21 protein-coding genes and 3 tRNA genes are annotated in these 19,466 nt (G+C 69.4%); 19 read left to right on the forward strand and 5 right to left on the reverse strand.

Features of this window, described 5'->3' with window-relative positions:
• The first annotated feature begins 423 nt into the window (after nucleotides 1-423).
• The gene (locus ACFY0U_RS39020; protein ID WP_388644253.1) at nucleotides 424-630 is read left to right on the forward strand and encodes a hypothetical protein; all 207 of its coding nucleotides are present in this window, start codon (nucleotides 424-426) and stop codon (nucleotides 628-630) included.
• Between the two features lie 709 nt (nucleotides 631-1,339).
• Here ACFY0U_RS39020 and ACFY0U_RS39025 read toward each other — a convergent pair.
• The gene (locus tag ACFY0U_RS39025) at nucleotides 1,340-2,113 is read right to left on the reverse strand and encodes a class I SAM-dependent methyltransferase (protein WP_388644255.1); all 774 of its coding nucleotides are present in this window, start codon (nucleotides 2,111-2,113) and stop codon (nucleotides 1,340-1,342) included.
• Nucleotides 2,114-2,350: 237 nt separating this feature from the next.
• Between ACFY0U_RS39025 and ACFY0U_RS39030 the strand changes: the two genes are divergently transcribed.
• Nucleotides 2,351-2,563 (forward strand): hypothetical protein, encoded by a 213-nt coding sequence (locus tag ACFY0U_RS39030; RefSeq protein ID WP_388644257.1) that lies wholly within the window; start codon nucleotides 2,351-2,353, stop codon nucleotides 2,561-2,563.
• Between the two features lie 187 nt (nucleotides 2,564-2,750).
• Here the strand turns inward: ACFY0U_RS39030 and ACFY0U_RS39035 are convergent, their stop codons facing one another.
• Nucleotides 2,751-3,407, reverse strand: a complete 657-nt coding sequence (locus ACFY0U_RS39035; protein ID WP_388644259.1) for an SDR family oxidoreductase — start codon at nucleotides 3,405-3,407, stop codon at nucleotides 2,751-2,753.
• A gap of 234 nt (nucleotides 3,408-3,641) precedes the next feature.
• On the reverse strand, nucleotides 3,642-4,898 hold the full coding sequence (locus ACFY0U_RS39040; protein ID WP_388644260.1) for an amidohydrolase family protein: 1,257 nt from the start codon (nucleotides 4,896-4,898) through the stop codon (nucleotides 3,642-3,644).
• 293 nt (nucleotides 4,899-5,191) lie between these two features.
• On the opposite strand from ACFY0U_RS39040, the gene ACFY0U_RS39045 reads away from it, so the two are divergent.
• The 9 genes from ACFY0U_RS39045 to ACFY0U_RS39085 all read left to right on the forward strand — a co-directional run bounded on the left by ACFY0U_RS39045 (nucleotide 5,192) and on the right by ACFY0U_RS39085 (nucleotide 11,005).
• Nucleotides 5,192-5,264, forward strand: a tRNA-Thr gene (locus ACFY0U_RS39045).
• 46 nt (nucleotides 5,265-5,310) lie between these two features.
• Nucleotides 5,311-5,383: transfer RNA gene (locus tag ACFY0U_RS39050), tRNA-Met, on the forward strand.
• Between the two features lie 88 nt (nucleotides 5,384-5,471).
• On the forward strand, nucleotides 5,472-5,636 hold the full coding sequence (gene rpmG, locus ACFY0U_RS39055; RefSeq protein ID WP_003948671.1) for a 50S ribosomal protein L33: 165 nt from the start codon (nucleotides 5,472-5,474) through the stop codon (nucleotides 5,634-5,636).
• Nucleotides 5,637-5,740: 104 nt separating this feature from the next.
• Nucleotides 5,741-6,193, forward strand: coding sequence for a MaoC family dehydratase N-terminal domain-containing protein (locus tag ACFY0U_RS39060; protein WP_046262533.1), 453 nt, complete (start codon nucleotides 5,741-5,743; stop codon nucleotides 6,191-6,193).
• 8 nt (nucleotides 6,194-6,201) lie between these two features.
• Complete coding sequence (locus tag ACFY0U_RS39065; protein ID WP_388644361.1) at nucleotides 6,202-6,630, forward strand: MaoC family dehydratase; 429 nt, start codon at nucleotides 6,202-6,204, stop codon at nucleotides 6,628-6,630.
• Nucleotides 6,631-6,791: 161 nt separating this feature from the next.
• A complete protein-coding gene (locus tag ACFY0U_RS39070) occupies nucleotides 6,792-7,361 on the forward strand; it encodes a TetR/AcrR family transcriptional regulator (protein ID WP_388644263.1) in 570 nt (189 codons plus the stop codon).
• Between the two features lie 91 nt (nucleotides 7,362-7,452).
• Nucleotides 7,453-8,904, forward strand: a complete 1,452-nt coding sequence (locus ACFY0U_RS39075) for a DHA2 family efflux MFS transporter permease subunit (RefSeq protein WP_388644264.1) — start codon at nucleotides 7,453-7,455, stop codon at nucleotides 8,902-8,904.
• Nucleotides 8,905-9,165: 261 nt separating this feature from the next.
• Nucleotides 9,166-10,221 carry a UDP-N-acetylmuramate dehydrogenase gene (locus ACFY0U_RS39080; RefSeq protein WP_388644265.1) on the forward strand — a complete coding sequence of 352 codons (1,056 nt, stop codon included), beginning with the start codon at nucleotides 9,166-9,168 and terminating at the stop codon, nucleotides 10,219-10,221.
• A gap of 76 nt (nucleotides 10,222-10,297) precedes the next feature.
• Nucleotides 10,298-11,005: a hypothetical protein gene (locus ACFY0U_RS39085; protein ID WP_388644267.1), complete on the forward strand. Its 708-nt coding sequence runs from the start codon at nucleotides 10,298-10,300 to the stop codon at nucleotides 11,003-11,005.
• Here ACFY0U_RS39085 and ACFY0U_RS39090 read toward each other — a convergent pair.
• Entirely contained in the window at nucleotides 10,950-11,990 is a 1,041-nt protein-coding gene (locus tag ACFY0U_RS39090; protein ID WP_388644269.1) for an adenosine deaminase, read from the reverse strand. The genes ACFY0U_RS39085 and ACFY0U_RS39090 overlap by 56 nt on opposite strands.
• A 122-nt stretch (nucleotides 11,991-12,112) precedes the next feature.
• Nucleotides 12,113-13,339, reverse strand: coding sequence for a pyridoxal phosphate-dependent aminotransferase (locus tag ACFY0U_RS39095; protein ID WP_388644272.1), 1,227 nt, complete (start codon nucleotides 13,337-13,339; stop codon nucleotides 12,113-12,115).
• 273 nt (nucleotides 13,340-13,612) lie between these two features.
• Here ACFY0U_RS39095 and ACFY0U_RS39100 point away from each other — a divergent pair.
• The 8 genes from ACFY0U_RS39100 (at nucleotide 13,613) to rplJ (ending at nucleotide 19,369) form a co-directional block, all read left to right on the forward strand.
• Nucleotides 13,613-13,685: transfer RNA gene (locus tag ACFY0U_RS39100), tRNA-Trp, on the forward strand.
• A gap of 106 nt (nucleotides 13,686-13,791) precedes the next feature.
• Nucleotides 13,792-14,076 (forward strand): preprotein translocase subunit SecE, encoded by a 285-nt coding sequence (secE, locus tag ACFY0U_RS39105; RefSeq protein WP_046262539.1) that lies wholly within the window; start codon nucleotides 13,792-13,794, stop codon nucleotides 14,074-14,076.
• Nucleotides 14,077-14,157: 81 nt separating this feature from the next.
• On the forward strand, nucleotides 14,158-15,027 hold the full coding sequence (gene nusG / locus ACFY0U_RS39110) for a transcription termination/antitermination protein NusG (RefSeq protein WP_388644274.1): 870 nt from the start codon (nucleotides 14,158-14,160) through the stop codon (nucleotides 15,025-15,027).
• Nucleotides 15,028-15,196: 169 nt separating this feature from the next.
• Nucleotides 15,197-15,631: a 50S ribosomal protein L11 gene (gene rplK / locus ACFY0U_RS39115; RefSeq protein ID WP_020132675.1), complete on the forward strand. Its 435-nt coding sequence runs from the start codon at nucleotides 15,197-15,199 to the stop codon at nucleotides 15,629-15,631.
• Between the two features lie 85 nt (nucleotides 15,632-15,716).
• Nucleotides 15,717-16,448 carry a 50S ribosomal protein L1 gene (rplA, locus tag ACFY0U_RS39120; RefSeq protein ID WP_388644277.1) on the forward strand — a complete coding sequence of 244 codons (732 nt, stop codon included), beginning with the start codon at nucleotides 15,717-15,719 and terminating at the stop codon, nucleotides 16,446-16,448.
• 144 nt (nucleotides 16,449-16,592) lie between these two features.
• On the forward strand, nucleotides 16,593-17,510 hold the full coding sequence (locus ACFY0U_RS39125; protein ID WP_388644279.1) for a hypothetical protein: 918 nt from the start codon (nucleotides 16,593-16,595) through the stop codon (nucleotides 17,508-17,510).
• 99 nt (nucleotides 17,511-17,609) lie between these two features.
• Nucleotides 17,610-18,551 carry a hypothetical protein gene (locus ACFY0U_RS39130; protein WP_388644363.1) on the forward strand — a complete coding sequence of 314 codons (942 nt, stop codon included), beginning with the start codon at nucleotides 17,610-17,612 and terminating at the stop codon, nucleotides 18,549-18,551.
• Between the two features lie 287 nt (nucleotides 18,552-18,838).
• Nucleotides 18,839-19,369, forward strand: a complete 531-nt coding sequence (gene rplJ / locus ACFY0U_RS39135; protein ID WP_388644281.1) for a 50S ribosomal protein L10 — start codon at nucleotides 18,839-18,841, stop codon at nucleotides 19,367-19,369.
• Nucleotides 19,370-19,466: the final 97 nt, after the last annotated feature.

Genomic DNA, 19,466 nt, shown 5'->3' on the forward strand with positions numbered 1-19,466 from the left:
TCGGCACCTAGGGGCAACTTCCTGAGCGCGACGCTCTGATGGCTGTGGCCGGCGCTTGCCGTCTCTTCAGGTGATACGGAGGCGGCTCTGGTGGCCTAAAAAATCGAACACATGATTGAATTCTGTGATGCGACCGTTCCCCGATGACCTCCCCCAGGTGCAGCAGGAGTGGAGTGCCACCTACCGACAGCTTGCCGAGCAGTCCGGTTGCACCGAGTTGCGCCGACGCCTGTACCGGCTGTCTGTGCAGCTGTACTTCCATCCCTATTGGGAGCAGCGGCGCCCAAGCCCTGGGGCGTGGTGGGAGCTGCGAGGCGTGGGACGTTCGGGCGGGGACACGAGTGAGCGGCTTCATCGATGACGTGCTGGAATGCGGGACCGGACGTCCCTGATGATCCTGGAGGCGCGTCAGGACCGACGCGCGTGATCGTGCATCCGCCGCTGCCCACTGGCGGCCGGCACGTACGCGTGAACGGCGAGATTCTGGGGCTTGCCCACGGTCTGGCCGACATCGCGGAGTTCCTCCGTCGAGCCGGGATGGAGATCGACGCTGCGGAGGTGGCGGAGGCACCGTGGATCGTGTGGCGCGGTGTCGGGCCCGAATGCTGGAGCCCAGAGGCGAGCAGTTGACGTACTGAGGGCAACGCCCCGCACAATCTGGTGCCTGATGTCCAGCGCTGAACCGCTGCTCCTGCCGTGGACTTGCGTGGATTGGTTGTCTCCGGCATCGGCTCTGGTAGGAGCTGTGATCGGCGCGGGTACGACGCTGCTGGCTCGACGTGGGCCATGGCCGACAGCAGTTGGAAGCTCAAGGCCGCCAGGCCCGGCGACAGTCGTACGGCGACTACAACTCGCGCCATTCGCCCAGAGCTCCGGCCACCCGAGTCTGCGTGAAGTCGCGCACCAACTCCCACGTGTCTGGTCCCAGCCTCGTCGCTGTGCTCACCAGGCTGGGCGACGTCCAGGACCACCCCGATGCCGAACTCGGCACCCGAGCGATCGCAGGCCTGCTTCACCGGCGTATAGCCAAGGCCGTGGAGGAGATCGCAGCGTCAACTCGCCGTGGCGGTACCTCTGACCGAGTGCAAAGCGACATCGGCGACCGGCTGAGCGAGATCCCTGAGGACGCTCAGGGGAGCAGGGCGACGGCAGGGGCGACGGCAGGGAGCCGCGTGATGAGGCGGGCCTGACAGGCAAGATCCGGGCCACTCGCGGACCAGTTCCGGCCGCGACGGCTTCCTCTCCGGCACTCACGCCCCCCACCCCGCCAAGTCGCCGCTCCACTCCGGCAGTTCGGTGCCGAACTGGGAGAGCCGAGACGGACCTCGGGCGCCGCGTCTCAGGCCACGCACTCGACGTACAACGCATGAGGAATCGTGAGGTAGTTGGCCCAGTGCTCCTCGCCGTGCGCCGCGACCCCCTCGTCCGAGACCCGCGGCCACACCCAGCCGACGCTGCCGAACCCCGCCTCGTGCAGCGCCTCCTCGTACGTCCGTCGCGACCACCGGTAGGGGAGGAGCGGGAACTCGTCGAAGCCGGGCACCTTCATCACCGCCGGGGCCTCTTCGCCGTCCCGGGCGGCCGGGGCGATGGTGAAGTCGATGCCGTAGTGCGTGTACCAGCCGGGCTCGACGGCGACGTCGGGGTTGAGCGTGGCGAAGACGAACCGGCCGCCCTCCGGACGCAGGGCCCGGCGCGCGGTGCGGCAGAAGCCGGTCAGGGTCTCGCGGGTGGGCGCGTAGCAGAGCACGTAGACCGAGGAGACCAGGTCGAAGCGGCCGTCGAGCTCGGGATCGCCCCCGGCGGGCGGGTCCGTGGCCGCACGCGCCAGGTACGTGATGTCGAGCCCCGCGGCGGCCGCGCGGCGCCGGGCGAAGTCGAGCATGCCCTCGGCGCTGTCGATCCCGGTCACGGCCGAGGCGCCGAGCTCGCGCAGCCGTCGGGTGTACAGGCCGCTGCCGCAGCCCAGGTCCAGGACGGCCTTGCCCTCGACATCGCCCAGCAGCCCGAACAAGGTGTGGGCCTCGACGTACTCGCGCAGCGGCAAAGCCGTGGCCATGCGTTCGTACGCCTCGGCGAGTCCGTCGAAGTCCGTGCCGTGGTCCTCGTCCATGGGGTCTCCTGCGGCTCGCGAGCGGCGGGGGCGGGCGGGCGATCGGGTCCCGGAGGGCATCGGGCAGGTGGCGCAGGGGCATGCTAGTGCGGGCGCGAGCCCGCCCGTCCCGCGAGAACAAGGCAGTTCCGGCCGATCGGCACTGGCCGGATCCGACGCCGTCGCGCTCAGACCGAGGACCCGGCCACCACCCGTCTGACACGCACGACACCAGCCCGCGCGGGGCACACTGATCACATGCCCAGCCGCCGTAGGAACTGCCCCGAATGCCGCCGCGAGATCGCCGTCGTCGCCGGTCGCTTCGCGCGACACGACCCGCCCGGCGCCCGCGAGAACGGCGCGCTCACCTCCTGCCCGGGCTCCCGCCGCCAGGCCCAACTGGGCGCGGCCCAGCCGTCGTTGGACGGCTATGTGATCCCGGAGATCCCGGGCCAGATGCCCCTGTTCTGACAGGCAGTTCCCACGGCGGTCTCCACGGCTGTTCCGACAGACCGTTCCGACGGACTGCTCCTACGAACCTGGCTCGTACATCCATACGAGCCACCGGTCCGTCCCCGTCGAGCCGAAGCCCTTCCAGCCGTACGAGGGGAATGGCCGGCCGCGAACTTCCGCGCCCGGCAACCCCGTACCGCCACCCTCAGTTCCCGGCCACGGCCTTCACCGCCACCGACACCGGCGTCGACCCGCCGACCAGCTCCAGGGTCAGCCCGGCCGTCGCCGGGGTCTCCAGCAACTCCGCCACCACGGCGGCCACATCGTCGCGTGTGACCGGACCGCGACCCGTGTGCGCCTCAAGCCGTACGAGGCCCGTACCGGCGTCGTTCGTCAGCGCACCCGGGCGCAGGATCGTCCAGTCCAGGGCGTCGAGCCCGCGGACATGGTCGTCGGCCTCGCCCTTGGCGCGCTGGTAGACGTCGAAGACGTCGTCGCCCTGGTGTTTCGCATCGGCGCCCATCGACGACACGACCACATGACGCCGTACGCCGGCCCGGACCGCCGCGTCCGCGAACAGCACCGCCGCACCCTTGTCCACCGTGTCCTTGCGGGCCGCGCCGCTGCCCGGACCCGCGCCCGCCGCGAAGACCGCCGCGTCCGCGCCCTGAAGATGGGCCGCGACCTCCTCGACCGAGGCCGACTCCAGATCCAGGAGCACCGGCTCGGCACCGGCCTCCCGCAGGTCGTCGCCCTGCTCGGCGTTGCGGATGATTCCCGCGACCTCGTTCCCGCGCGCGGCGAGCAGCCGCTCCAGCCGCAGCGCGATCTGACCATGTCCACCAGCGATGACAATGCGCATGCATCGACCGTACGCCGGAACGGTTGTGATTGCCGGTTCGGTTGGTGGGCGAGTGGGGCGCCGTGGCGGGTGTTCGCGGTTCCCCGCCACTCGACCTGCACCCGCCTACGACATCTCACCCGCCTACGACATTTCACCCGACCCGCACCCGGCGCCCACGACTCACCCCTCCCGTACCCGCCGCCCACGACTCACCCGACCCGCGCCCGCCTAGGACTCCCCTCCCACACCCGCCTACGACAACTCCCCCCGCCCCTGCCGCGGCAACCCCAACTCCACCGCCGCCGCCGAGTCGCAGAACTCCCGCACCGCACTCGTCCGCGCCACCACCCGCCCCCGATGCACGACGATCCGGCTGTACGCCAGCGACAACGCCCCCGCGAGCCGGTCCCCGCGCACCGCCAGCAACTCGGCCGGAAACCCCGCCTCCACGCGCACCTCGGGCAGCCCCAGCACGGTCCGGGCGGAGGTGCTCACCGCGTCGTAGGCGTCCTCGGGGCGCAGGCCGTACCGCGAGGCCAGCAGATAGGCCGCCTCCAGCGGATCCCCGCGTCCCACCGGGTTCGACACGTCCCTCAGCGCACCGCTGCCGGCCGCCACCCGCACCCCGGCCGCCCGCAGCAGCCGTACCGGAGCCGTACCGCGCCGCTCCACGCCCCCGCAGCCGCCCTGCGGCAGGCACACCACGGTCACCCCGGCCGCGGCGAGCTGGTCGGCGGTGCGGGAGGCGATCTCGGAGGGCAGCCGGCCCAGGAAGCCGCACGGGCCCAGGGTCACGCCGGGACGCAGTCCGCCCGCCATCGCCGCGAGGCGGGCGAGGCGGGCGGGGTCGGTGCCGTCGGTGTGCAGATCGACGGGGCAGCCCTGCTCGGAGGCGACATCCAGCACCGCCTGCACATAACCCGTCGGATCGGGATCGAGGTCCGGGCAGCCACCCACCACCGAGGCACCCATCTTCACCGCGTCCCGCAGCATCGCGAGTCCCTCCGCCCCCGCCACCCCGGTCAGCACCCGCGGCATCGCCACCGCGGTCAGCTCGGTGAGCCCGCGCAGCGAGCGCCGCGCCTGGAGTACGGCGGCCAGCGCGCCCAGCCCCTGGACGTCGCCCACGCGCACGTGTGCCCGCAGCGCGGTCGCCCCGTGTCCGAGCTGCAGCAGAGCCGCCTCGGTGGCCCGGCGCTGGACGTCCTGGGGGTCGTAGGAGACCGGGCCGCCCTCGTCGGCCGACAGGGCCGTGTCGCCATGGGCGTGCGGCTCGACCGGCGCCGGGAGCAGCAGATAGCCGCTGAGGTCCACCCGCGCACCGCACGCGCGCGTGCCGTCCGCCGCCAGGCTGCCCGCCGTGCCGACCGCCTCGATGCGCCCGCCGCCCAGCCGTACGTCCACGGTCCGGCCGTCGGTCAGCCGTGCCCCGCACAGCAGGATTGAGGTGGGGTCGGCCGGGCCCGAGGAGGACGAGGAGGGGGGCGGCTGCGGCTGGCTGTCGGGCATCGCGCTCCAGGGGCTCAAGGCTCGTGGCTCGGGGCTGCGGACGGGGACGCAAGATCACGCAGAGTGAGTCGAGCCTAGGGCGGTGATCCGCTCGCGGCGGGGAGGAGCGCAATAGTCGTACCGGTGTGGTTCGTCGTACGGGAGAGGCCTCAGGGGCCGGTGGGAGGACCCCTGGACAGGCCGCCCGGCAGGCGGCCGGAGAGCCCTCCGGACGGGCCGCGGAGGGGGCATGGACGAGGACCGGAAACGGATTTGGGTGAACGGCGGCCGAGCGTGTAATGTCTTCATCGCTCGCCCCAATAGCTCAGTCGGTAGAGCGTCTCCATGGTAAGGAGAAGGTCTACGGTTCGATTCCGTATTGGGGCTCTGGTGTGAGAGGTTCCCGCCGCAAGGTGGGAACCGATCGCATCACAGCGGTGTAGCTCAGTCGGTAGAGCAAGCGGCTCATAATCGCTGTGTCACCGGTTCAAGTCCGGTCACCGCTACTGACAGTAGCCGATTGCGGGGTCGGTCCTTCGATCGGCTACTCTTCTATGCGTTAATCGTCCCATCCGTTCGTCAAGGAGCACTCCTGTGGCTGCCACCGACGTCCGCCCGAAGATCACGCTGGCCTGCGTGGAGTGCAAGGAGCGGAACTACATCACCAAGAAGAACCGGCGTAACAACCCGGACCGACTGGAGATGAAGAAGCACTGCCCGCGTTGCAACGCGCACACCGCGCACCGCGAAACGCGATAAATCAGGCTCGTACGCGAGGCCGTCCCCTGTACTCCAGGGGGCGGCCTCGCGTCGTTCCTGAGCCGATACCGGCCAGTACCCAGTGATCAGGAGGTGCCGAGCCCATGGCGCTCGACCAGTCCTTCGTGGGGCGGAGCTACCCGCCCACCGACCCCTACGAGGTGGGCCGCGAGAAGATCCGCGAGTTCGCGGAGGCCGTGGGGGACGCCAACCCGGCGTACACCGACCCGGACGCCGCCAAGGCGCTCGGTCACCCCGATGTGATCGCCCCGCCGACCTTTGTGTTCGCCATCACGTTCAAGGCCGCCGGACAGGTCGTGGCGGACCCGCAACTGGGTCTGGACTACAGCCGGGTCGTGCACGGCGACCAGAAGTTCGCCTACACCCGCCCGGTCCGCGCCGGTGACCGGCTCTCGGTCACCTCGACCATCGAGGCGATCAAGTCCATGGCGGGCAACGACATCGTGGACATCCGTGGCGAGGTTCATGACGAGGCCGGCGAGCACGTCGTGACGGCCTGGACGAAGCTGGTCGCGCGCGCGGCAGAGGGGGCGTGACGAAGAACATGACGGCGAAGATCGCATACGAAGACGTCGAGGTCGGCACCGAACTGCCCGCCCAGACCTTTCCCGTGAGCCGCGCCACTCTCGTCCAGTACGCGGGCGCCTCCGGGGACTTCAACCCGATCCACTGGAACGAGAAGTTCGCCAAGGAGGTCGGGCTGCCGGACGTCATCGCGCACGGCATGTTCACCATGGCCGAGGCGATCCGCGTGGTGACGGACTGGGTCGGCGACCCGGCCGCCGTCGCCGAGTACGGCGTCCGCTTCACCAAGCCCGTCGTCGTCCCCAACGACGACCAGGGCGCCGTCATCGAGGTCAGCGGCAAGGTCGCGGCCAAGCTCGACGACAACACGGTCCGCGTGGACCTCACGGCGACCAGCGCCGGGCAGAAGGTGCTGGGGATGTCCCGGGCGGTTGTACGGCTGGCCTGATCTGCGGGTGAGGTAAGGGGCGTTCTCCATGGTGGGGCGCCCCTTACTGATGGCAGGCCCCCTACCGGCCCCAACGGTCGATGGGGTGAAGACGTTCCGAGCCTCTTGACGGCCGTTGACGTCCCTTGACGTAGTTAGTGATTGAGTACTAACTTACTGGCATGGTCAGGATGAGCGCAGAGGAGAGGCGCGAGAGCGTGATCCGCGCGGCGACGATCGAGTTCGCCCGCGGCGGCTACCACGGCACGTCGACCGAGGCGATCGCCAAGCGGGTCGGGGTCTCGCAGCCGTATCTCTTCCGGCTCTTCCCCGGCAAGAAGGCGATCTTCCTGGCGGCCGCCCAGCGATGCGTGGAGGACACGATCCGCACGTTCGCGGAGGCCGCCGAGGGGCTTCAGGGCGAAGAGGCCCTGCACTCCATGGCGGACGCGTACACCAAGGTCATCGCGGAGCGGCCGGAGCGGCTGATGATGCAGATGCAGATGTACGTCGCGGTGGCGGCCGCCGAGCAGGAGGGCGACCACGAGTTCGGTGCGGAGGTGCGCGACGGCTGGATGCGGCTGTGGGACACGGTCCATCTGCCGCTGGGTGCCGACGTGAACGAGACGACGACCTTCTTGGCGTACGGCATGCTCGTCAACTGCCTGGTGGCCATGGGGTTCCCGCCCGAGCACCGGGTGTGGGAAGGGCTGTATCCGTCGGCGCGGGCCAAGGGCCGACTCGAGCACTGAGTGGTGGAACGGGCGTCGGCGGCGCCCTTTCATGAGCGCGAAAGTTAGTAATCAATAACTACCCAACGATCCAGAAAGCTCTGGGGGAGCGATGTCACAGCAAGCCGCACAGAAGACACCACGCGGGGGAGCCGTCTGGGCTCTCGTCATCACCAGCGTCGCCGGGTTCATGGCGGCCCTCGACAACCTCGTCGTCACCACCGCCCTGCCCGCCATCCGCGAGGACCTCGGCGGCGGGCTGCACGACCTGGAATGGACGGTGAGCGCCTACACCCTCACCTTCGCCGTCCTGCTGATGTTCGGCGCGGCCCTGGGCGACCGCTTCGGCCGCCGCCGGCTCTTCCTCGCCGGACTGGCGGTCTTCACCGTGGCGTCCGCCGCGGCGGCCCTGGCCCCCGGCATCGACAGCCTCATCGCGGCCCGCGCGGTGCAGGGCGTGGGCGCGGCCATCATGATGCCGCTGACCCTCACCCTCCTGACGGCGGCCGTCCCCGCGGCCAAGCGCGGGATGGCGTACGGCATCTGGGGCGCCGTCAACGGACTCGCGGTGGCCTCCGGGCCCCTCATCGGCGGCAGCCTGACCGAACACATCTCCTGGCAGTGGATCTTCTGGCTGAACGTCCCGCTCGGCATCGCCCTCATCCCCCTCGCCCGCCTCCGCCTCGCCGAGTCCTACGGCACCGGCGCGCCCCTCGACATCCCCGGCACCCTCCTCGCCAGCGGCGGTCTCTTCGGCATCGTCTACGGCCTCGTACGCGGTCCCGCGGACGGCTGGACGGACAACCTCGTCCTCACGTCCCTGTTCGCCGGTACGGCACTCCTCGCCGGGTTCGTCCTCTACAGCACCCGCGCCAAGAACCCCATGCTGCCGATGCGGCTGTTCCGCTCCCGGGCCTTCTCCGGCATCAACGCGGCCAGCCTTCTGATGTTCCTCGGCATGTTCGGGTCGATCTTCCTGCTCAGCCAGTACATGCAGGGTGTGCTCGGCTACTCGCCCACCGAGGCGGGACTGCGGATGCTGCCCTGGACGGGTATGCCGATGCTGGCCGCGCCGATCGCGGGGATCCTCTCCGACCGCATCGGCGGCCGCCCGGTCGTCGCCACCGGCCTCTTCCTCCAAGCGGCAGGCCTCGCCTACCTGGCATCCGTCATCACCGTGGACGCCTCCTACTCGATCCAGCTCCCCGGCCTGATCATCAGCGGCATCGGCATGGGCCTCTTCTTCGCTCCCGCCTCCAACCTGGTCATGTCCAGCGTCCGTGGGTCCGAACAAGGCGTCGCGTCCGGTGCGAACAACGCCCTCCGAGAGGTCGGCGGTGCCCTCGGTATCGCGATCATGGGGTCGATCTTCTCCGCCCAGGGCGGCTACGAGACGGGCCAGACCTTCGTCGACGGCCTGCGGCCCGCGCTGGTGACGGGGGCGGGCGTGGTGGCACTCGCGGGCGTAGCGGCCCTCCTGATCCCGCGGAGGCCCTCCGCTCGGGTCGCGGCAGGCACGGCAACGGAGGAACGGACACCGGCCCTGGAAAACGCCGCCGTCTGACCTCCCACCACGAGACGGCCCCGCCCTTCGGGACGGGGCCGTCTCGTGCGCCCCCAGGCGGGACACCCCCCGGTGCGGCACCGACCCACAACGCAACCGCACCGCGCAACGCGAACCCCCACCACACCCGCGCAGGCCGCCGCAGGCATCCACCCACCCACCCGCACCCGCAATCCGCAGCGCACACCCCCACCGGCCTGCGACGGGCCGCCGCAGGCATCCACCCGCTCGGTGTCAGACGCGTCTCGTACCCTTGAGCGCGTGCAGGAACGACACGACGCCCCCCTCGCCCCGCTGACCACCTTCCGCCTGGGCGGTCCCGCCGCTCGGCTGATCACGGCGACCACCGACGCCGAGGTGATCGCGGCCGTGCGCGAGGCCGACGACAGCGGTACGCCTCTCCTGCTCATCGGCGGCGGCTCGAACCTCGTCATCGGGGACAAGGGCTTCGACGGCACCGCCCTGGTCATCGCCACCAAGGGCTTCGAGCTCACCGGCACCCGCCTCGAACTCGCCGCCGGCGAGGTCTGGACCGACGCCGTCGCCCGCACCGTAGAGGCAGGACTCGCCGGCATCGAGTGCCTCGCCGGCATCCCCGGCTCCGCGGGCGCGACCCCGATCCAGAACGTGGGTGCGTACGGCCAAGAGGTCTCCGCCACGATCACCGAGGTGATCGCCTACGACCGCCGGGCCCGCGAAACGGTCACCGTCGGCAACGCCGACTGCGGCTTCTCCTACCGTCACAGCCGCTTCAAGGCCGACCCCGAGCGCTACGTCGTCCTGCGCGTCGCCTTCGAGCTCGAAGACGCCGACGGCCTCTCCGCACCGATCAAGTACGCCGAGACCGCCCGCGCCCTCGGCGTGGAACCCGGCGACCGCGTCCCCCTCACCGCCGCCCGCGAGACCGTACTGAAGCTGCGCGCGGGCAAGGGCATGGTGCTGGACCCGGAGGACCACGACACCTGGTCGGCGGGCTCCTTCTTCACCAACCCGATCCTCACCGACGAGCAGTTCACCGCGTTCCACGCGCGCGTGAAGACCCACCTCGGCGACACGGCCGAGCCGCCCGCGTACCCGGCGGGAGAGGGCCACACCAAGACCTCCGCGGCCTGGCTCATCGACAAGGCGGGCTTCACCAAGGGCTACGGCACCGGCCCCGCCCGCATCTCCACGAAGCACACCCTCGCCCTCACCAACAGAGGCGAGGCCACCACCGAGGACCTCCTCACCCTGGCCCGCGAGGTCGTCGCCGGCGTCCGCGAGACCTTCGGCATCACGCTGGTCAACGAGCCGGTGACGGTCGGCGTCAGCCTCTGAAGGGCCCGGCCGAACGGGAATCTCCGTTGCGGCGCACCCCGCTCACCCCCGACCCTGATCCCATGAGGGATCCCGCATGCGGCTGAGGCTGCGCCAGTTCAGGCCCCGGACCGGACCGCACGAGTACCGGGTCGTCCAGCCCCGCCACCCCCTGCGTCACACCTCTCTCAGTGCCCCCGACCCCATCGGCCTGCTGCTCGGCGACCACGACGGGCTCAACCGGCTGGCCGGACTGTTCTCCTTCGCCGCCTACTCCCGCCACACCATCGTTCACGTCCCGCTGCGCGACGGAGTCCCGCCCGACGAGGGCTGGGGCGAGCGAGTCGACCTCGTCCTGGCCCACCACAGTCTCGGCCTGCGTGCCACCCAGTGGCCCGAGCTGCGCCGAAGGCTCACCCACGGCACCCCGCTGACCGTAGGCACGGACGAGGCCCGCACCGCGCGGGACGCGGAGTCCTGGCGTGCTCGCCACTCACGCGCGGACGCCCGGGACGAGCTGCGGCACGCCACCCACGCCCGGACGTTCTTCCTCTTCGGCAACAGAGACGTCTTCGCCCAGACGGCCACCGAGTTCGCCTACGCGGCCGGCTGGGGGCCGCGCCAGAAGCGTGTCGCCGAGGGGCACATGGCCCTCATGACGGCTCTCACCCTGGCTGAGCCGCCCAACACCGGCGGGCATCCCCTGGAGGTGGACATCTGCTACAAGCCGTATCCGCCCTACGCCCACTTCAGGCGGCCGGGCGAGCCAGCCACTCGTCCACCCCGGCCAGCATCCGCGCCTTGACGACCTCGGGCGCCGCGGAGGCCCGGACCGACTGCCGGGCCAGCTCCGCCAACTCCTGGTCGGTGAAACCGTGGTGCTGCCGCGCGATCTCGTACTGGGCGGCCAGCCGCGACCCGAAGAGCAACGGGTCGTCGGCGCCCAGCGCCAGCGGAACCCCCGCCTCGAACAGCGTCCGCAACGGCACGTCCTCCGGCTTCTCGTAGACGCCCAGCGCCACGTTCGACGCCGGGCAGACCTCGCAGGTCACACCCCGGTCGGCCAGCCGCTTCATCAGCCGCGGATCCTCCGCGGCCCGCACCCCGTGCCCGATCCGGGTGGCGTGCAGGTCGTCGAGACAGTCCCGTACCGACGCCGGACCGGCCAGCTCGCCGCCGTGCGGCGCCGACAGCAGCCCGCTCTCCCGCGCGATGGCGAAGGCACGGTCGAAGTCCCGTGCCATGCCCCGGCGTTCGTCGTTCGACAACCCGAAACCGACCACGCCCCGCTCCGCGTACCGCACGGCGAGCCGGGCCAGCGTGCGCGCGTCCAACGGGTGTTTCATCCGGTTCGCGGCGACCAGCACCCGCATCCCGAGCCCGGTCTCCCGCGAGGTCGTCTCCACCGCGTCGAGGATGACCTCCAGGGCGGGGATCAGACCGCCCAGACGAGGGGCGTACGACGTCGGGTCCACCTGGATCTCCAGCCACCCCGAGCCGTCGCGCACATCCTCCTCGGCGGCCTCCCGCACCAGCCGCTGGATGTCCTCGGGCTCTCTGAGGCACGAACGCGCCGCGTCGTACAGGCGCTGGAACCGGAACCAGCCCCGCTCGTCCGTGGCCCGCAGCTTCGGCGGCTCCCCGCTGGTCAGTGCTTCGGTCAGCGCCTCGGGCAGCCGTACGCCGTACTTGTCGGCCAGCTCCAGGACGGTGCCCGGACGCATCGAACCGGTGAAGTGCAGGTGCAGATGGGCTTTCGGCAGCTCAGAGACATCACGTACACGCTCCATTCCAGGATCCTGCCGTACGTCCCCGCCGTCCCGGTAGCGCTTTCCCCGAACGTGGTCTTGCTCGCACGCAAACACGAGCGGGCCGCCCCCCCCGAAGGAGACGGCCCGCGCGGCACTCAAGGTCAGTCCGTGGCCTCGGCCAGCAGCTTCTGGATCCGCGAGACACCCTCGACGAGATCCTCGTCACCGAGCGCGTACGACAGCCGCAGATAGCCCGGCGTACCGAACGCCTCACCCGGGACGACCGCGACCTCGGCCTCCTCCAGGATCAGCGCGGCCAGCTCGACCGTGTCCTGCGGACGCTTGCCGCGGATCTCCTTGCCGAGCAGGGCCTTGACCGACGGGTAGGCGTAGAAGGCGCCCTCGGGCTCCGGGCAGAGCACGCCGTCGATCTCGTTGAGCATCCGCACGATCGTCTTGCGGCGGCGGTCGAAGGCCTCCTTCATCTCCTCGACGGCCGACAGGTCGCCGGAGACCGCGGCCAGGGCCGCCACCTGGGCGACGTTGGAGACGTTCGACGTGGCGTGCGACTGGAGGTTCGTCGCGGCCTTGACCACGTCCTTGGGGCCGATGACCCAGCCCACGCGCCAGCCGGTCATCGCGTACGTCTTCGCGACACCGTTGACCACGATCGTCTTGTCGGCGAGCTCCGGCACCACCACCGGCAGGGAGTGGAACTCCGCGTCGCCGTAGACCAGGTGCTCGTAGATCTCGTCGGTCAGGACCCACAGGCCCTTCTCGGCGGCCCAGCGGCCGATCTCCTCGATCTGCGCGCGGGTGTAGACGGCGCCGGTCGGGTTGGAGGGGGAGACGAAGAGCAGGACCTTGGTGTTCTCCGTACGAGCCGCCTCCAGCTGCTCCACGGAGACGCGGTAGCCGGTGGTCTCGTCCGCGACGACCTCCACCGGGACACCGCCCGCGAGGCGGATCGACTCCGGGTACGTCGTCCAGTACGGGGCCGGGACGATGACCTCGTCGCCCGGGTCGAGGATCGCGGCGAAGGCCTCGTAGATGGCCTGCTTGCCGCCGTTGGTCACCAGGACCTGGGAGGCGTCGACCTCGTAGCCGGAGTCGCGCAGCGTCTTCGCGGCGATCGCGGCCTTCAGCTCGGGCAGACCGCCGGCCGGCGTGTAGCGGTGGTACTTCGGGTCCGAGCAGGCCTCGATGGCGGCCTGGACGATGTAGTCCGGGGTCGGGAAGTCGGGTTCACCGGCGCCGAAGCCGATCACCGGACGCCCGGCGGCCTTGAGGGCCTTGGCCTTGGCGTCCACGGCGAGGGTGGCGGACTCGGAGATCGCGCCGACTCGGGCGGAGACCCGGCGCTCGGTGGGAGGGGTTGCAGCGCTCATGGGCCCATCGTTCCAGACCGGAAACGCCAGCGGCACACGGGTTTCACAGACTGAACACGCGTGGAACAACCGTCCGGATTCGCGCGGTGGCCTGGGTGATCTTCGATCGCCGCGCAGTCGATCTTCCGTCCGCACAGCCCCTACGGGCGCTTTCTGTTCGACGGGGGCCTCCGGAGCACGTACACTCTCACCTCGTTGGCCTCACAACGGCCGCGCTCATCCGGTGCACACCGAGCACTCGGGCGGATGCGGTACGTTTGGGGAGAACCACAAAGGGTCGTAGCTCAATTGGTAGAGCACCGGTCTCCAAAACCGGCGGTTGGGGGTTCAAGTCCCTCCGGCCCTGCTACACACACCGCCAGGATGTGTGCGCATGTACGTACAGGTAATGCACCGCCGTGCGGCTCAGACCGGGCGCGGCACGGCCACGACCCGGGAACAGGTGAGGACGAATGGCGGACGCCGTGGGCTCCATCGACACGCCTGATGCCCAGGATGAGGCGTCGGAGTCGAAGAAGACCCGCAAGGGCGGTAAGCGTGCCAAGAAGGGCCCGCTGAAGCGCCTTGCCCTCTTCTACCGGCAGATCGTCGCGGAACTTCGCAAGGTCGTCTGGCCGTCGCGGAGTCAGCTGACCACCTACACGACCGTGGTGATCGTCTTCGTGATCGTCATGATCGGCCTGGTCACCGTGATTGACTATGGACTCGACCACGCCGCCAAGTACGTCTTCGGCTGAGCAATGTTGCGAAGGGCGCCGCGGTTACCGGCGCCCCTTTCGCATGTTCCACCCCTATGTATCCAGGAAGAAGCAGCCACCGTGTCTGACCAGAACCTGAACGACGCCATCGAGCCGGACGAGTCCGTGGAAGACGAGCTCGACATCCTCGAGGGCGCGGACGAGGACCTGGACGAGGTCGAGGCTGCCGACGCCGAGGCGGGCGAGCCCGCCGAGGAAGCCGCTCTCCACGTCGAGGACGAAGCCGACGAGGACGCCGAGACCGAGTCCGGCGGCGACGTCGAGGCCGTCGAGGACGAGGAAGAGGACGCCGAGGAGGAGCCGGCCGAGCCGGTGGACCCCGTCGTCGCCCTGCGCGAGGAACTGCGCACCCTCCCCGGCGAGTGGTACGTCATCCACACCTACGCCGGTTACGAGAACCGCGTGAAGACCAACCTCGAGCAGCGCGCCGTCTCGCTCAACGTCGAGGACTACATCTTCCAGGCCGAGGTGCCGCAGGAAGAGGTCGTCCAGATCAAGAACGGCGACCGCAAGACGATCCGTCAGAACAAGCTCCCCGGCTACGTCCTGGTGCGCATGGACCTGACGAACGAGTCCTGGGGCGTCGTCCGCAACACCCCCGGCGTCACCGGCTTCGTGGGCAACGCCTACGACCCGTACCCGCTGACCCTGGACGAGATCGTCAAGATGCTCGCCCCGGAGGCCGAGGAGAAGGCCGCCCGCGAGGCCGCCGAGGCCGAGGGCAAGCCGGCTCCGCAGCGTAAGGTCGAGGTCCAGGTGCTGGACTTCGAGGTCGGCGACTCGGTCACCGTCACCGACGGCCCGTTCGCCACGCTGCAGGCCACGATCAACGAGATCAACGCCGACTCGAAGAAGGTCAAGGGTCTCGTCGAGATCTTCGGCCGCGAGACGCCGGTCGAGCTCTCCTTCGACCAGATCCAGAAGAACTAGCTTCGTCTGGAGCACAAGCCTCCGATCAGGTCAGACAGGCTTTCGCAGCCGGTCTGACCTGCTCGGTTTTTGGCCGCGCAGGGATACCCGTTATCGTTGTGCGGTATGCCTCCATCCGGATCATCCGGACCGGACGGCTGAAAACTCTCACTAGGACCCGGAGAGAGCAATGCCTCCCAAGAAGAAGAAGGTCACGGGGCTCATCAAGCTCCAGATCAACGCCGGTGCGGCCAACCCCGCGCCGCCGGTCGGCCCCGCGCTCGGCCAGCACGGCGTCAACATCATGGAGTTCTGCAAGGCCTACAACGCCGCGACCGAGTCGCAGCGTGGCTGGGTGATCCCGGTGGAGATCACGGTCTACGAGGACCGCTCCTTCACCTTCATCACCAAGACGCCGCCGGCCGCGAAGATGATCCTCAAGGCCGCGGGTGTCGAGAAGGGCTCTGGCGAGCCGCACAAGACCAAGGTCGCCAAGATCACCGAGGCGCAGGTCCGCGAGATCGCCACGACCAAGCTTCCCGACCTGAACGCCAACGACCTGGACGCCGCGTCGAAGATCATCGCCGGCACCGCCCGCTCCATGGGCATCACGGTCGAGGGCTGAACCCCAGCCTCGTAGCACCTTCGTAGCACCGTGGCAGGGCCTGCTCGGCCCATACCACGACTCCTCAAGACACACAGGAGCAGTAGTGAGCAAGCGCAGCAAGTCCCTCCGCGCTGCGGACGCCAAGGTCGACCGGGAAAAGCTTTACGCCCCGCTCGAGGCCGTCCGTCTCGCCAAGGAGACCTCCACGACCAAGTTCGACGGCACCGTCGAGGTCGCCTTCCGTCTGGGTGTCGACCCGCGCAAGGCCGACCAGATGGTCCGTGGCACCGTGAACCTTCCGCACGGCACCGGTAAGACCGCCCGGGTCCTGGTCTTCGCGACCGGTGACCGTGCCGAGGCCGCGACCGCCGCGGGCGCCGACATCGTCGGCTCCGACGAACTGATCGCCGAGATCGCGGCGGGCAACCGCCTCAACGAGTTCGACGCCGTCGTCGCCACCCCGGACCTCATGGGCAAGGTCGGCCGCCTCGGCCGTGTGCTCGGTCCGCGTGGTCTGATGCCGAACCCGAAGACCGGAACCGTGACCCCGGACGTGGCCAAGGCCGTGACCGAGATCAAGGGCGGCAAGATCGAGTTCCGCGTCGACAAGCACTCGAACCTGCACTTCATCATCGGCAAGACGTCCTTCGAGGACGACAAGCTGGTGGAGAACTACGGCGCCGCGCTGGAGGAGATCCTCCGTCTGAAGCCGTCCGCCGCCAAGGGTCGCTACATCAAGAAGGCCGCGGTCTCCACCACCATGGGTCCCGGCATCCCGGTCGACCCGAACCGCACCCGCAACCTCCTCGTCGAGGAGGACCCGGCCGCCGTCTGATCCTGACGGCAGTCGCGTCGCGATACGCGTTCTTGACGCGGGCCCCGCAACCTTTCGAGGTGCGGGGCCCGTCTCATTTGCGGGTACCTGTGTCAGTGCTCCGCGCTAACGTGCGGGCACAGCAACCGCATTGGGGTGGGACGAATGAAGAGCACGACCATGCGCCGGACGGCCCTGGCGATCGCGACAGCGACCGCGCTGACCGGCCTGGCTGCCTGTACGTCCTCGGATGACTCGGCAGGCTCCGGCAAGGACGACAAGGCGTCCGGCAAGGACACGAGCAACCTCAGCCCCGTGGCGGCCCTGCGCTCCGCCGAGAAGTCCACCGACGCCGCCGACTCCGCCAAGGTCGAGTCCACGACCACCATGGGCACGATGATGTCCATGACCGCCGACGGAGCCCTCGGCTGGGGCGACGGCATCACCGGCACCATGACCATCGAGTACACCGGCGGGACCATGGCCGACACCATGCGCCAGCTGGGCACCACGTCGATGGAGGCCCGCTATCTGCCCGACGCCTACTACGCGCGGATGGGCGACAAGTTCGCCGAGCAGGCCGGCGGCAAGCACTGGATCCGGTACGACTACGACGACCTCGCGGACCTCGGCGGCAGCTCCGGCGCCTACCTCCGGGACCAGATGCAGAACACCACGCCCAACCAGTCGGTGAAGCTGCTGCTGGCCTCCGGGGACGTGAAGAAGGTCGGCGCGGAGAAGGTCCGCGGCCAGGAGACCACGCACTACTCGGGCACCGTCGACGTCGCCGACCTCGCCGGCAAGAACTCCAGCCTCACCGCGAGCCAGCTCGCCGGCCTCAAGAAGCAGCTCGAACAGGCGGGCGTGACCACACAGCAGGTCGACATCTGGGTCAACGACCAGGATCTGCTGGTCAAGAAGGTCGAGAAGGGCACGATGGCCACCGGAGACCTGACCCAGACCGCCTACTACAGCGACTACGGCGTGAAGATCTCCGCAGAGAAGCCCGCGGCCGGCGACACCCAGGACTTCAAGGAGCTGCTGGAGAAGCAGGGCGGCACCGTCGCCGGCACCACGTCCTGACATGGGCCGGAAACCCGAGGGACGGGGGAGCCCTGTGGGGGATATGGTCCTGGTCGAACTTTCAACAGGAATCACACAGTCCAGGGGGGACTCATGAGCATGTCCATACGCGGCTCGGTACGACGTAGAGGTGCGGGGGCCGCCGCGACGGCCATGCTGCTGGCGGGCGCGGTGGCCTGTAGCGGCGGGGGAGACAAGAACGACGCCGACGCCACGGACACGGGCGCGAAGACGGGCACGAAGCGCTCCGTCACGCAGGTCATCACCGCGGCGTACAAGAAGACGGCCGAGGCCAAGTCCGCCCGGGTCAACATGACCATGTCGGTGCCGGGCGCGGACGGCGGCAAGATGACCATGAGCGGGATCATGGGCTGGGACCCGACGCTCATGGACATGACGATGAAGGGCTCCGGGCTCGGCGCGGACGCGGACATGCCCAAGAACGCGCGCATCATCTGGCAGAACGACGTCGTCTACGTCGACGCGGGCGCGGCCGCCGCCGAGGAGATGGACGGCAAGCGCTGGATGAAGCTCGACCTCGGGGCGATGGCCGAGCAGGCCGAGAAGTCCGGGGACGGCGAGCTCACCAAGCAGCTCACCGGCGGCCTGGAGGACATGAACCAGGACCCCGCCCAGCAGCTGGCGATGCTCCTGGACTCGCCCAACCTCAAGCACGTGGGCAGCGAGAAGATCGACGGGGCCGACACCGAGCACTACAAGGGCACCCTCACCGTCGAGGAGATGATGGCGACCAACAAGTCGTTGGACGTCCTGGAGCCCAAGGAGCGCAAGGAGCTCCTGGCCGGCATGAAGAAGGCCGGCATCAAGGGCTACGACACCGAGGTCTGGGTCAACGAGGACGACCTCCCGGTCCGCATGGACGTCGGCATCGACAGCCCCGAGGGCAACATCGAGATGAGCATGAAGCTCTCCGACTACGGTGCGAAGGCCCAGGTCGAGGTGCCGCCGGCCGACGAGACCTTCGACCTGATGGAGATGTTCAAGGAGCTCGCGGGGAGCGGCGATCTCAGCGGGAGCTGAGCACCGTAGGACCCGATTTGCCTGACGGCGACGGGGTCACGTACTCTCCTACAGAAGCCAAAGACCGCTGGTCGTTGCCGTGCTCTCGCAAGAGGGTCCGGCGGCCGAAGGATCCGCTGAAAATCGCGGACGACCCGCGCAGGTGACTGTGGAAGTGCTCCCGGAGTTCGCTGCTCGACAGCGTGCGAGTCCCGGTCGAGCTACGCCCCGTGCACCTGTGCCGGGGCGTTTCGTTTTTCTGCAGCCCCTTCTGAGCGGTCCTCATCACCCGGAAGGAGGCCACGCTTATGGCAAGGCCCGACAAGGCTGCCGCGGTAGCCGAGCTCGCGGACCAGTTCCGCAGCTCGAACGCCGCTGTGCTGACCGAGTACCGGGGTCTCACCGTGGCGCAGCTCAAGACGCTGCGTCGTTCGCTCGGTGAAGACGCCCAGTACGCCGTGGTGAAGAACACGCTGACCAAGATCGCGGCCAACGAGGCCGGGATCTCGACGCTCGACGACCTGTTCAACGGTCCGACGGCGGTTGCCTTCATCTCCGGTGACCCGGTGACGTCGGCGAAGGGTCTTCGTGACTTCGCCAAGGACAACCCGAACCTCGTCATCAAGGGCGGTGTCCTTGACGGCAAGGCGCTGTCCGCCGACGAGATCAAGAAGCTTGCGGACCTCGAGTCCCGCGAGGTTCTGCTCGCCAAGCTGGCGGGTGCCTTCAAGGGCAAGCAGACTCAGGCTGCGCAGCTCTTCCAGGCGCTTCCCTCGAAGCTCGTCCGCACCGTGGACGCTCTTCGTGCCAAGCAGGACGAGCAGGGCGGTGCCGAGTAATTCGGCTCGCACATTGACCGCGGCCGCCTGAGGCGGAAGCGGTCGACGCGGGCCGAAAGTACGCCCGCCGACATGTACATCACGGCACCAGCCGATT

It is taken from the genome of Streptomyces sp. NPDC001536 (genome assembly GCF_042894505.1).
Lineage (GTDB): Bacteria > Actinomycetota > Actinomycetes > Streptomycetales > Streptomycetaceae > Streptomyces.

Coding starts and splice junctions, on each gene's coding strand:
- ACFY0U_RS39025 (WP_388644255.1), bottom strand. CDS start 2,113: ATGGACGAGGACCACGGCACGGACTTCGACGGACTCGCCGAGGCGTAC.
- ACFY0U_RS39030 (WP_388644257.1), top strand. CDS start 2,351: ATGCCCAGCCGCCGTAGGAACTGCCCCGAATGCCGCCGCGAGATCGCC.
- ACFY0U_RS39035 (WP_388644259.1), bottom strand. CDS start 3,407: ATGCGCATTGTCATCGCTGGTGGACATGGTCAGATCGCGCTGCGGCTG.
- ACFY0U_RS39040 (WP_388644260.1), bottom strand. CDS start 4,898: ATGCCCGACAGCCAGCCGCAGCCGCCCCCCTCCTCGTCCTCCTCGGGC.
- ACFY0U_RS39060 (WP_046262533.1), top strand. CDS start 5,741: ATGGCGCTCGACCAGTCCTTCGTGGGGCGGAGCTACCCGCCCACCGAC.
- ACFY0U_RS39065 (WP_388644361.1), top strand. CDS start 6,202: ATGACGGCGAAGATCGCATACGAAGACGTCGAGGTCGGCACCGAACTG.
- ACFY0U_RS39070 (WP_388644263.1), top strand. CDS start 6,792: ATGGTCAGGATGAGCGCAGAGGAGAGGCGCGAGAGCGTGATCCGCGCG.
- ACFY0U_RS39075 (WP_388644264.1), top strand. CDS start 7,453: ATGTCACAGCAAGCCGCACAGAAGACACCACGCGGGGGAGCCGTCTGG.
- ACFY0U_RS39085 (WP_388644267.1), top strand. CDS start 10,298: ATGCGGCTGAGGCTGCGCCAGTTCAGGCCCCGGACCGGACCGCACGAG.
- ACFY0U_RS39090 (WP_388644269.1), bottom strand. CDS start 11,990: ATGGAGCGTGTACGTGATGTCTCTGAGCTGCCGAAAGCCCATCTGCAC.
- ACFY0U_RS39095 (WP_388644272.1), bottom strand. CDS start 13,339: ATGAGCGCTGCAACCCCTCCCACCGAGCGCCGGGTCTCCGCCCGAGTC.
- secE (WP_046262539.1), top strand. CDS start 13,792: ATGGCGGACGCCGTGGGCTCCATCGACACGCCTGATGCCCAGGATGAG.
- rplK (WP_020132675.1), top strand. CDS start 15,197: ATGCCTCCCAAGAAGAAGAAGGTCACGGGGCTCATCAAGCTCCAGATC.
- ACFY0U_RS39125 (WP_388644279.1), top strand. CDS start 16,593: ATGAAGAGCACGACCATGCGCCGGACGGCCCTGGCGATCGCGACAGCG.
- ACFY0U_RS39130 (WP_388644363.1), top strand. CDS start 17,610: ATGTCCATACGCGGCTCGGTACGACGTAGAGGTGCGGGGGCCGCCGCG.
- rplJ (WP_388644281.1), top strand. CDS start 18,839: ATGGCAAGGCCCGACAAGGCTGCCGCGGTAGCCGAGCTCGCGGACCAG.